This is a genomic window from Sphingobacterium ginsenosidimutans, from assembly GCF_039536865.1.
GTDB classification, from domain to species: Bacteria; Bacteroidota; Bacteroidia; order Sphingobacteriales; family Sphingobacteriaceae; genus Sphingobacterium; species Sphingobacterium detergens.
This window is the reverse complement of the sequence record NZ_BAAAZK010000008.1, coordinates 622,596-634,784: the sequence shown is the minus strand read 5'-3', so window position 1 is coordinate 634,784 and position 12,189 is coordinate 622,596. Positions and strand designations below refer to the sequence as shown.

Genomic DNA, 12,189 nt, shown 5'->3' with positions numbered 1-12,189 from the left:
AATGAAAAACGTCGGATGGGTTATTTTAGGGATGCTATTGATTGTCTTAGTCAGTGGGTTGCTCTATTATTTTGTCCATCCGATGTTTGGCGGAAGCTTTAAAGGTGCGCGATTGGAGCGGATGAAGCAATCGCCTAATTTCAGAAATGGTGTATTTCATAATCTTGAGGTGACACCATCCTTGAAGAGTGATGTAAACATCGTCTCTTTAATGTGGGATTTTCTTTTCAACAAAAAAACGGGACTGAAGCCATTGGATGCATTACCGGCCATGAAATGTGATCTAAAAAAACTGCCGTTACAAGATATTCTGGTGTGGTTTGGCCACTCATCTTATCTCCTGAAGATTGATGGTAAATTATTGCTTGTCGACCCTGTATTCAGCGAAAATGCCTCGCCCGTTCCGGGGAGTAACAAAGCGTTTAAAATCGCAGTGAATTATACAGCAGCAGATCTCCCCAAAATAGATTACCTATTTATTTCCCATGATCATTATGATCATCTTGATTATGAGACCATAATCAAACTGCGTGAGAAGGTAGGTAAAGTCATCTGTGGTTTGGGGGTAGGAGCGCATTTCGAATCCTGGGGTTATAAAGCAGAACAAATTGTCGAAGGCGATTGGTATGATCAGATAAATCTTGTGCCTGATTTTCAGGTAACTTTTACGCCCGCTAGACATTTTTCCGGACGTAGAGTCACGAGAAACAATACCCTTTGGACTTCCTTCGTCCTGAAGACTTCAAAATATAATTTATTTTTAGGAGGCGATAGTGGTTATGGAAAACATTTTAAGACAATCGGTGAACGGTTTGGTCCATTTGACCTGGCTATTTTGGAAAATGGGCAGTACAATGATGCTTGGCATTATATTCACTCTTTACCCGAAGAATGGGGCCTTGAAACCAAAGATCTACAAGCCAAAGTTACACTGCCTGTCCACTCTTCAAAATTTGCTTTGGCCATGCACGGATGGAAAGAGCCAATGGAAAAGTTTTATGAAACCGCTCAAAAGGAACATAGTAAACTTATTACCCCGAAGATAGGAGAACTGGTTCATCTGAATAAATTAGATACCGTATATTCCCCTTGGTGGCGGGAGGTTAATTAATTATTGCTTGTTCTTTTCAGCAATCCACAACGACATATATTTTGTGCTCTGTACCGTGTGATGCAGGAGTATCTGGCTAATAAAATTCTGCTGCCGATGTTTATCCAATTGTACTTTAAGTAAAGATAGATTGGTCATGAAATCTGCTTGATATTTTCGTTTTTCATAACGCTCGTTGATGATATGAATGCCATTGGTCTGTGCTGTTTTCCAGGTGATCTTATCGTTATAAAGTTCCACTGTTTTTTGACAGAATTTCTCAGGATCATCTTCAATAAAGCCATTCCAGCTTAGGTTACCTCTCATCGCCTCAGCACCAATGGACGTGGTGATGGAGGGAGTCCCTGTTTGCATTGCATCGATAAATTTGCCCTTTACACCAGCGCCAAATTGGATTGGGGCAACCAGTAGTCTGTAATTGGACATAGTGAGCTTTGCAGAATCAGCTCTTCCCTTGATATGAAAATTCTCTCGGGGGTTATGCAGCTGAAGTACTTTTTGGGTGGGATAAGCTCCATAAATGTGTAATTCTACTTTCGGAAGCATTTTCCGAAGAATTGGCCAAACTGTTGTCTTTAGATATTGCACGGTATGCCAATTCGGCTCATGGATGAAGTTGCCAATAAATAGCAGGTCTTTTCGCTCTTCAAATGGTTTCCAGGCATTAATATCGGTAGCAGTAATCTCATTTTCAAGAAAAGGGAGATAATATAGAATATCGGGTGAAATGCGGAATACTTCTGTTAGAATTTTCATTTCGGACTCCGAAATGATTAATGATAAATCGCATCGTAATATCGAAGCAATTTCTCTTTTTGCTGTGTCGGTAAATAATTCCTCGAAGGAAAAATCGTCTTTGTTTTTAATACAAGTTTGTCGTGCTTGTCTTAAGAAATGCAGATCCTCGGTGTCAAGTATCCGTAGAGCATCAGGACATTGCTGAGCCACCCGCCAACCGTATTGTTCCTCTACCATAAAGCGGTCAAAGACGACAATGTCAGGTTGTAGTGCTGCAATAAATCCGTCAAAACTATCACTGTTCAATACAATGGATTGTTCATCAACACCTAATGGTTTTAATGCGGCACTATAGGGAGACTTCGCGGCGGCGGAAGCAAATGTAATTTGATAGGAACGATCCAGGAATGTCTCGATCAGTTGCATCATCCGAAAGCCGGCAGCTGATGATGTTGGCTCTGGCCACACCAGTCCGATAAACAAAACCCTTTTCTCTTTCATGGGCGAAAATTACAGATTAATGTCAAAAGAATTGACGAAAACTTAACAATTTATCATTTTCAAACGATTAGCTTTATTTCGTGTTTATAATACGGTTGGTTATTATACAATAAACGATAATATGGGCAAGACTATTGTTCAACGCATTCGACATTTTTCGCCAAAGACCTATTGGAAGGAGCTAATAGCTGTTTTGGTCATTTTGTTAGCCTTTGTTTTTTTTAGAAATGAAAGAAAAGAGCTAGCTGCCATTATTCCACAGTTAAAGGCGGCAGATCTGACTTGGGTTTCGGTCGGCATTGGTATAACCCTGCTCTATGTCCTATTGCAAGGCCTGATGTATGTGCAGAGTTTCAAAGCCATTGGTCTTTCAATCAGTTTGAAAATTGCCATAGATCTATTCTTAAAAAGAAACCTGCTCAGTGTATTCCTCCCAGCAGGTGGTATTAGCTCACTTGCCTATACCACCACGCAGTTGCGAAAGAGGAATCTAAATACGACACAGATTCATCAGGCTGGTGCCCTTTATGGTTATGTGGGACTACTAACCGTTTTTCTGATCGGTGTCCCCGTGATATTATATACCATTTGGGACAATAAAAATTTTGGAGATGCTTGGATTTCATTACTGATTTTGGGAGTGCTTTTGGCCGTTGTGTTTTGGTTGGTATGGTCCTTTCGTACGCATAAAGGAATCTATCGATGGGTGGAATTAAAATTTCCGGCAGTTGCCTCCAATATAGACGAGATATTTTCTGGAGAAGTGAAGATGAAATATCTCTTGGGGACGGTATTGGCTTCAATCGTCGTGGAGTGCTGTGGGATAGCGCATGCTTTTGTCAGTATGTATGCTTTGGGCTTGGATCATTCCTTTGAGGCGGCAGCTATCGCCTATACGGTATCAGTGGTTTTGATGATTGTATCCCCTTTTTTGAGAGGATTGGGGGCGGTGGAACTAACTATGCTATATATCTTCAAAGCATACGGCTACGGTCAGGCCGAAGGTTTGGGTATAACCATTCTTTATCGGGTATTCGAATTCTGGCTGCCGCTATTGTTAGGATTAATCGCTTTCGCTTGGCGCGGTAGGCAGCTTTTAGCGCGTGTAGGACCAGCCTTGTTGATCTTCTTTTTGGGTATGGTCAACATTGTTTCGGTACTGACGCCTCCGTTGGCGGATCGCATGAAGCTAGACCGGTTTTATTTACCTCTCGAAGCTATCCACGCATCTAAGTTTATGGTATTTGTTCTGGGAGTAGGTTTATTGGTTACCTCAGCCTATTTGATCAAGGGCTTTCGCGTGGCATTCTGGATAGCTGTTGTGTTCAGCGCGCTTTCTTTATTTGGACATGTGTTTAAAGCATTGGACTATGAGGAAGCATCAGTAGCCCTGTTGACCCTTATCTTTTTGGGGATTAGCTATAAACAGTATCCAATTAAAAGTAATATTCGCTGGATAAGGATTGGATTCGTAACATTTGCGGTCGGATTGATTGGGGTCTGTTTATTTGAGATATTAAGCTTTTACTTTATTGATAAACAGCATTTTGGTATTGAGTTTACTTGGCGACAGTCTATTTATCATACCGTAAGAAGTTTTCTGTTATTCGCTGATGATGATTTGATGCCACATACCAATTTTGGACAGGAATTCATGCGGATTACGCAAGTTTTGGGGATTTTTTGCTGGTTTCTACTCATCTATGCGCTCGCTCGCCCACGCTTGATCACCGACGAGGATTCGAGTAAGTCTGAACTAGAACGGGCACAACAGCTGTTGGACGAATTTGGGCAATCAGCGATGGATTTTTTCAAATTGGGGAAGGACAAGTATCTTTTTTTCTCCGAGATTTCTGAGGGTTTTACAGCTTATCGACTAGCAAATGAGTTTGCAATTGTATTGGATGAGCCAGTCTGTGAACAAGGCGATAAAGAAGAACTGGTTGAAGAGTTTGACCGGTATTGTTATGCAAATGGATTAAAGGCTATTTATTATCGGGTTGATGAAAATAGTCTGGTTCATTTCTCATCGCTTCGAAAACAAAAGATAACAATCGGCCAAGAGGCTGTTTTGGAATTAGAGACATTTACACTGGAAGGAAAAGACCGTAAATCACTTCGTAATGGACTTAATGCAATTCAGAAAAAAGGGTTTACCACGGCAGTATTGAAAGCGCCGCAGCAACTAGCGATGTTGGAAGAGCTTAAGGCCATTTCTGACGAATGGCTGAGAGAATTTGATAAAAAAGAAATGGTCTTTTCACAGGGGATGTTCAATGCCGAAACGCTCGTCGAGCAGGATATTATTGTCCTTAAAAATGATAGTGACAAAATCGTGGCCTTCCTGAATATTATTCCTGATTATGCCAAGGATGAATGTACTTATGATATGATCCGAAAGTCGCTGGAAGCACCAGGAGGCAGTATGGATGCACTAATAGTTGAGATGATCAGCTATGCAAAAGCCCAAAATTATAGTTATTTGAATATGGGAATGGTTCCCATGACTGGGTTGGAAACAACAGATAGTCCGGCAGAAAAGATTATGAAATTTGCTTCCACACGGTTAGGAAACTTCAAACATTATCATAGTTTGCGCGATTTTAAAGAGAAATATGCGACCTTTTGGGAAAACAAATACCTTATCTTTGATAATGATTTTGATCTGATACAGCTCCCTGTTGCATTAGTTAAGGTGATGAAACCTAATGATTAATATACTTTGGAGCCTTATTTAGCAAGTATTACTGATCCTATGAAGAAGTTGACCGTTTTATTTATCATTGGTTGCATGGCATTTCATGCCCTCGCCCAACAACGTTTGATCGAAATGAAATATTGGAATAATAAAGCAGTATTACCTCTGGTGCTTTACTTGAGTGGAGATGGTGGATTCAATTCTTTTTCAAATAAGATATGTCAGTTGATTGCTGATGCGGGTTACGCTGTGGCTGCTATTGACTCCAAGAACTATTTTTGGAAGAAAAAGACCGCCAAGGATATCGCCGCGGATATTTCGAATACACTCAAAAACCTTATTTTGGCAAGACAGAACCAGCAGCTTTTTATTGTGGGCTATTCTTTTGGAGCAGATGCAGTACCTTTTATCATAAACCGTATTGATCCCTTAGTAAAGAAAAATGTGCGAAGCATCGTACTGTTGGAGCCCTCAGTGTCCACAGATTTAGAGATTCATATCGCCGACATCTTAGGACGGAGTAATACTAAACGTAGCCTTGACGTTGTTGCCGAGATTAATCGGATAGAGGGGATTAAAACGAGCATTGTTTTGGGAGATGATGAGACCGAATTTCCGGTAGAAAAGATTCGATTGAAAAACTTTAACAAGAAATATCTTTCAGGTGGACACCATTTTAGTGGCAATGCAGATAAAGTGGTTAAGACAACCCTGTCTCTTTTTTAGTATTTCTTATCCTAGATCAAATAAATTGATAAAAAGACCCACTATTTTTGAATTAGTTTTTAAATAGAGAAGACACATGGAATTAGGAATAGGAATGTTTGGTGACTCCAGGATAGATCCCGCTACAGGTCAGATCCAGGCTGCACAGGATAGAATGAAAGAAATTATTGAAGAAATCAAACTGATGGATCAGGTCGGGTTGGATTTCTTTGGTATCGGTGAGCACCATCGGGAAGATTATGCTGTCGCTGCTCCCGAAATTATACTGGCGGCGGCTTCTACAGTGACCCAAAAAATCAAGTTGGGTAGTGCTGTTTCGGTATTGAGCTCGGCTGACCCTGTCAAATTGTTTCAAGATTTTGCAACAGTCGATCTGTTGTCCGACGGTCGGGCAGAGCTTATGGCAGGTAGGGGCTCGTTTATTGAGTCATTTCCACTATTTGGATATGATTTGAAGGATTATGCGGATTTGTTTGAGGAGAAACTGGAACTATTACTTCGGTTGAATAAACAGAATCCAGTGACTTGGCGTGGAAATTTTAGAGCTCCTTTGATCAATCAAGAAATTTTCCCACGACCAAAGAATGGATCTTTGCCAATCTGGGTTGCAGTAGGGGGGACCACTTCATCTGTTATCCGTGCCGGAAAACTGGGTTTACCTGTCATGTTCGCAATTATTGGGGGGATGTATGAAAGTTTCGACCATTTGTTTGAAATGTATCGCCACGCTTATGAAGATAATGGACACGATATGTCAAAATTTCAAGTTGGTGTTCACATGCATGCTTTTTTTGGTGATAACAGTGCGCAGATTGCCGACTATTATTATCCGATCTACTCGGCACAGATGAATCGGATCGGAGCAAGTCGCGGATGGCCACCCTATCAAAAGACACAATATGACTTTGGCAGATCGTCTCGGGGGCATCTTATCGTTGGTGATGCAGAATATGCCGTGGACAAAATTTTGGAGATCCATGAGAAATTTGGATTGACCCGTTTCTCGGCACACATGGACGTTGGCGCACCCGGACATAAAGAAATGTTGCGGTCTATTGAGATCTATGGCGAAAAAATAGCACCTAAAATTAGGTCGATACTTAATAAAGATAGCTAAAAGAGCGCATTATCATTTTTTTTAAGCAGAGATATTACCTACCTTTGTCAGTAAATTATTTTAGATAGTAGAATGCTTGGACTTAAGTTGTTGACAGATCCGCGATGGGCAAATATCGCTGAAGGAAATTTGGAGGAGATTCTGACAGATCATGCTTGGTGTGAACAGAAAGCCGCTTCAAATGCAATATCCTTGATCACAAACAACTCAGAGCATGAGGATTTGGTTCATGAATTGACAGCTATAGCCATTGAAGAAATGGAGCATTTCAAAATGGTTGTTGACATTATCAAAGAACGGGGCTACACATTGGGGCGTGAACGGAAAGATGACTATGTCGGTCAGCTGATGAAATTCTCCAAAAAAGATGGCAGCCGGAATATGGCTTTTATAGACAGACTACTATTTGCTGCCATGATCGAAGCGCGTAGCTGTGAGCGGTTTAGGGTTTTATCGCAAAATATTCAAGATAAAGATCTAGCGCAATTTTATTATGATCTGATGGTGTCTGAAGCAAACCATTATACCACATTTCTGAATTTTGCAAGGAAATATTCCGTGGATGTCGATGTGGACAAACGTTGGAAAGAATGGTTGGATTTTGAGGGTAAACTGATCCAGTCTTACGGAAATAAAGAGGCCATACATGGCTAAAGGATAGCAAATCTACCTATTTTAAAACACATACATAACAGTTGTCCCGTTCTATTTTCTTTAGAACGGGATTTTTTGTCACTTAATTATTCTTATCTTTGTACCGTGATTGAAAAAAGTAAAATAATAGATATCAGGAGTTTGTCTTTGAGTCAGATCAAAGATCAACTGACCGCGCTGGGTGAGCAAGGCTTTCGTGCAAAGCAGATTTACGAGTGGCTATGGGAAAAATCCTGTGTAGATTTTGATCAAATGAGTAATTTGAGCAAGCCCCTACGCGAAAAGCTGAAAGAAAATTTTACGATTAATGCTGTCAAAGTTAAGGAGTCGCAAATCAGTTCAGACAAGACGATAAAAAGCAGTTTTAGGCTTTATGATGGTAATATCATAGAAGGTGTACTTATTCCTGCCCCCGAACGTATGACCGCCTGTGTTAGTTCGCAAGTCGGCTGTAGTTTGACCTGTAAATTCTGTGCGACGGGTTATATGGATCGAAAACGTAATCTTAATGCGGATGAAATTTATGATCAAGTGGTGCTCATCAGTAAACAAGCTGAGGAAAATTACAATCAGCCGCTGACGAATATTGTCTATATGGGTATGGGCGAACCGCTGTTGAACTATGCCAATATGATGAAGTCTGTTGAGCGTATCACAGCTCCAGATGGTCTTAATATGGCTGCCAAGCGAATCACCGTATCTACCGCCGGTATTGCGAAAATGATCAAAAAATTGGGTGATGATCAGGTGCGTTTTAACTTGGCTCTTTCGTTACATGCAGCCAATGATAAAAAACGGAATGAGATTATGCCGATCAATGAGCAGAATTCCTTAGCTGCATTGGCGGAAGCACTGAAATACTTTTATGCGAAGACGAAGAGCCCAATAACATTTGAATATATTGTTTTCAATAATTTCAATGACGAATTGGAGGACGCAAAGGAACTTGCTAGATTCTGTAAGCATGTGCCTTGTAAAGTAAATTTGATTGAGTACAACCCAATTGCTCTTGCTGACTTCCTGAATGCGGAAGCTGATAAGATCGATGTATTTGCCAACTACCTCAAAAGCCAAGGCATCATTACCAATGTAAGAAGAAGCCGAGGAAAAGATATTGATGCTGCTTGTGGACAATTGGCAATAAAAGACAAGGATAAGGAGACTTCAGAGGCGTAGTTTACAAGATTGTTGGTATCTTTAACTGAGGGAGTTACCTGTATGCAATTTGATCTACGAAATATTCTGGGTGATTTTGTCGCCATATTCTTTCCCAAGGAATGTGCGTGCTGCGGTTGTGCGCTTAAATATCAGGAAAAATATATCTGTATTGCCTGCGATTTCCATTTGCCGTATACCAATTTTCATACTTACTCGGATAACGATACTGCCAGGCAGCTTTGGGGGAAAGTCCCTATCGAAGAAGCTTGCTCTTTTATACTCCTACAAAAGGGGAGTCGTGTGGAGCGTTTAATTTACCAGATTAAATACAATAATCAACCCTTTTTGGCCGAATATTTTGGTTATCAGTATGGTCTCAAACTGCTTGAATCGGAGCTATATCGGGGTTTATCTGCGATTGTTCCAATTCCTTTGCACACGAGTAAACTCAGGAAAAGAGGATATAACCAATCCACATATTTTGGGCAAGGCCTATCTCGGGCAATGAATATTCCTTTGCGGGATGATGTACTGAAACGTCAACGGGCGACAATGACACAAACAGGTAAAGACCGTCTATCACGTTATGAAAATGTAGAAGATGTATTTGTCTGTAGACAGCTTTCACAACCGTTGGGAGAACATGTTTTACTTGTTGATGATGTTCTAACAACCGGTGCGACAATCGTTTCGGCTACACTTACGCTGCAGGAATCGTGGGGATGTAAGGTCTCGGTGGCGACTTTGGCTCGTGCCCAATAATTGCCTTTGACAGCCCATGATGAAGCTATCGTTGATCCAAGCGCTCTAAAGTATTAAATAGTTCTGAGTACATGAAGAAGATCTTCTACACTCTTCTGTTTACGTAATTCAATAGATAGGCAAACCCCGCCATACCAATACCTACAGAGTCAGCAAATAAATCCCACCAATCACCACTACGGTAAGTAAAAATATAAAGCTGAAGTAATTCGGTCAATCCGGCAAATGAAAAGCCTAGGAATGATACAATGAAAATAGGGATCCAACGTGTTGGTTTTCCTCTAAATTGCTGAATAACACCGTTATACAAGAGGGTGCAGAAAACGAAAAACATACCTGCATGAACGAGTTTATCCATGCCAGGGTAGCTAGGCACTGTGTCAAAATTATTTCCGGGAAGCGTACACAAAACAATAACTATGATGGCCCAAATAAAACACCATTTATAGTCCAGTAGGATTTTAATCATGGGGATAAATATCCAAAAATTTCCTGATAGAAATGAAATTTAAATAATTTTAAAAAATTATTGCACTGATAATCAGTTGATTATTGTGTTTATTTTGTTTTATATGGTACTATGTATTGCATGGTACCATAAAATACATATATCTTTGTATTGTTATGATAGCTGAAAATACACAAATCCAAATGAGGAAGGGGATACTTGAATATTGTATCCTATCCATAATTTCTCGAGGAGAAATTTATGCCTCCGATATTATCAGCGAACTGAAGAAAGCCCAATTGTTGGTTGTGGAAGGAACCTTATATCCGCTTTTAACACGTCTTAAAAATAATGGCTTGTTGAGTTATATATGGAAGGAATCGACTTCAGGTCCGCCTAGAAAATATTATGAAATTACCCAAGAAGGGCTCGATGTCCTTTCAAGATTGGATGTTACCTGGAATGAATTAGTGTTTGCTGTAAACACATCATTGGTAGGTAGAAACAATGATTCAACTAAACCAGTTAAAGACAATAGCGATGAATAAGACAATAATTATCAATATAAATAGCATCGTCTTCCATATTGAGGAAGATGCCTATGAGGTACTGCGGTCGTACATGATTGATATACAGAAGCATTTTGGTCAATCGGAGGATAGCCGCGAGATTTTGGAAGATATTGAGAACCGTATTTCTGAGATGTTTACAGAGAAGATCCAGGCAGGAAGTAAAGAGGTTCTCAATATGGAAGATGTAAACGCTGTTATTGATCAGATGGGCAGGGTGAGTGATTTCGAATCAGAGGATCAGGACGACTATGCTTCTTTTCGCCGCGAGACAAATTCCGATGGTTTTAAGGTTGGGAAAAAGTTGATGCGTGATCCCGATGATCGCGTTTTCAGTGGTGTCTGTAGCGGGCTAGGTCACTTTTTTGGTATTGAGGCCAAATGGGTTAGACTACTTTTTGCACTGTTTGTCATCATCGGAGGATCGGGGCTGTTGGTCTATGTCATTCTTTGGATTGTCATGCCACCCGCTATGACCAGGGCGGATAAAATGGAGATGCGGGGCGAAGCGCCGAATATCCAGAATTTTAAGCGCTCTTTTGATGAGGAAATGAGCGGTGTACGTGATACGTTTTCACGCGGACTAGATCGAACCGGAGATGGCGTGACAAAACTGTTGCAAATCATTGTAAAAGCCATTGGTGTCTTTTTTGTTATCCTTGTTGGGGCTACACTCATTGGATTGATTATCGGATTAATATTCTTTGCATTAGCTATTGTAAACGTGATTCCTGATGTAATGGACGACTCTGGACCATTCTATTTAATGGAGCCTAATGATGTGCCTTTTGCTTTGATAGCTGGCTTTTTGTCTATATTCATTCCTCTTGCAGGGTTATTTTACTTGCTTCTACGTGTTCTTTTTGAAAAGAAGCCGATGAATAATTATTTGACAACAACGCTCTTCTTGGTGTGGTTGGCTTCTATAGGAGCGATTATTTACTATTCTACTTCAGTAGCAAAAGAATTTAGAGAATCGAGTACCATTGTCGAAGAGAAGCCTCTACAAAAACAATCTGTATACTTTTTGAGTGAAAATGATATTCGGGTAATCCGTTTAAAAAATGGGGTTAAAAGTGGTGTCGGCATAAAAAGTGATAACTTTTCGTCCTATCTGAAACGTGATATCCGGATCCGGATCGAACGTATTGATTCATTGCAGGCTCCCTATGTGCGCTATGAATATTCCGCTAAAGGAAATACCTATAAAGTGGCTACCGATAGGGCTGCCAAAATCAATTATGCCCTTAAACAAGATTCAACTGCACTGATTTTTGATAATGCATTCCAGTTGAGTGAGGGTGAGCGTTATCGGGATCAAGAGGTAAATGTTACATTGTTTTTGCCTGTAGGTACCAAACTGGTGATCAATGATAACCTGGAGGATAAGTTACGTGACATCTCATTTTATGATTGCCGCGACCGATACAATAAAGATTTAAGGAATGTAAGAGATGTCGAATTTGTGGTGACTTCGCTCGGCGTAAAATGTGCCTTGCCAGAAAAGGAATCTGCAGAAGAAGAAAATGATGATTCAGATAGTAATCATATTGTTATTGCTGATACATCCATTGTAATTCGAAGGGATACGATCATCAATGCGAAAAAAGACGGTGTGTCTGTTCAGATAAAAAAGAAATAAATCTTTAGAAGTCTTCCGCTCCTATGGGGCGGAAGACAAAATATACAAGCCAATACCATTATGAG

Annotated in this window: 11 protein-coding genes; 9 read left to right on the top strand and 2 right to left on the bottom strand. The window is 40.3% G+C overall.

Translation table 11 applies throughout. The features are described from left to right. The first annotated feature begins 1 nt into the window (after nucleotide 1). Nucleotides 2–1,111, top strand: a complete 1,110-nt coding sequence (locus tag ABFX33_RS23005; RefSeq protein WP_346088528.1) for an MBL fold metallo-hydrolase — start codon at nucleotides 2–4, stop codon at nucleotides 1,109–1,111. Here the strand turns inward: ABFX33_RS23005 and ABFX33_RS23000 are convergent, their stop codons facing one another. Further along, entirely contained in the window at nucleotides 1,112–2,350 is a 1,239-nt protein-coding gene (locus ABFX33_RS23000) for a glycosyltransferase (protein ID WP_346088526.1), read from the bottom strand. Nucleotides 2,351–2,471: 121 nt separating this feature from the next. Between ABFX33_RS23000 and ABFX33_RS22995 the strand changes: the two genes are divergently transcribed. From ABFX33_RS22995 to ABFX33_RS22970, 6 genes are all read left to right on the top strand, one after another. After that, a complete protein-coding gene (locus ABFX33_RS22995; RefSeq protein WP_346088524.1) occupies nucleotides 2,472–5,066 on the top strand; it encodes a phosphatidylglycerol lysyltransferase domain-containing protein in 2,595 nt (864 codons plus the stop codon). Between the two features lie 39 nt (nucleotides 5,067–5,105). Beyond that, nucleotides 5,106–5,774, top strand: a complete 669-nt coding sequence (locus ABFX33_RS22990; RefSeq protein ID WP_120260454.1) for an AcvB/VirJ family lysyl-phosphatidylglycerol hydrolase — start codon at nucleotides 5,106–5,108, stop codon at nucleotides 5,772–5,774. A 76-nt stretch (nucleotides 5,775–5,850) separates the two neighbouring features. Beyond that, the gene (locus tag ABFX33_RS22985) at nucleotides 5,851–6,891 is read left to right on the top strand and encodes an Atu2307/SP_0267 family LLM class monooxygenase (protein ID WP_346088521.1); all 1,041 of its coding nucleotides are present in this window, start codon (nucleotides 5,851–5,853) and stop codon (nucleotides 6,889–6,891) included. A gap of 72 nt (nucleotides 6,892–6,963) precedes the next feature. Beyond that, nucleotides 6,964–7,545 carry a MiaE family protein gene (locus ABFX33_RS22980; protein WP_346088520.1) on the top strand — a complete coding sequence of 194 codons (582 nt, stop codon included), beginning with the start codon at nucleotides 6,964–6,966 and terminating at the stop codon, nucleotides 7,543–7,545. 108 nt (nucleotides 7,546–7,653) lie between these two features. Beyond that, entirely contained in the window at nucleotides 7,654–8,721 is a 1,068-nt protein-coding gene (rlmN, locus tag ABFX33_RS22975) for a dual-specificity RNA methyltransferase RlmN (protein ID WP_208642585.1), read from the top strand. A gap of 42 nt (nucleotides 8,722–8,763) precedes the next feature. Next, on the top strand, nucleotides 8,764–9,465 hold the full coding sequence (locus tag ABFX33_RS22970; protein WP_346088518.1) for a ComF family protein: 702 nt from the start codon (nucleotides 8,764–8,766) through the stop codon (nucleotides 9,463–9,465). 85 nt (nucleotides 9,466–9,550) lie between these two features. Here ABFX33_RS22970 and ABFX33_RS22965 read toward each other — a convergent pair whose 3' ends face one another. Beyond that, nucleotides 9,551–9,934 (bottom strand): VanZ family protein, encoded by a 384-nt coding sequence (locus ABFX33_RS22965; protein ID WP_346088516.1) that lies wholly within the window; start codon nucleotides 9,932–9,934, stop codon nucleotides 9,551–9,553. Between the two features lie 155 nt (nucleotides 9,935–10,089). On the opposite strand from ABFX33_RS22965, the gene ABFX33_RS22960 reads away from it, so the two are divergent. Both ABFX33_RS22960 and ABFX33_RS22955 read left to right on the top strand, forming a co-directional pair. Further along, nucleotides 10,090–10,461: a PadR family transcriptional regulator gene (locus ABFX33_RS22960; RefSeq protein WP_120260448.1), complete on the top strand. Its 372-nt coding sequence runs from the start codon at nucleotides 10,090–10,092 to the stop codon at nucleotides 10,459–10,461. Further along, the gene (locus ABFX33_RS22955; RefSeq protein ID WP_346088514.1) at nucleotides 10,454–12,124 is read left to right on the top strand and encodes a PspC domain-containing protein; all 1,671 of its coding nucleotides are present in this window, start codon (nucleotides 10,454–10,456) and stop codon (nucleotides 12,122–12,124) included. Before ABFX33_RS22960 ends, ABFX33_RS22955 begins: the two co-directional genes overlap by 8 nt. Nucleotides 12,125–12,189: the final 65 nt, after the last annotated feature.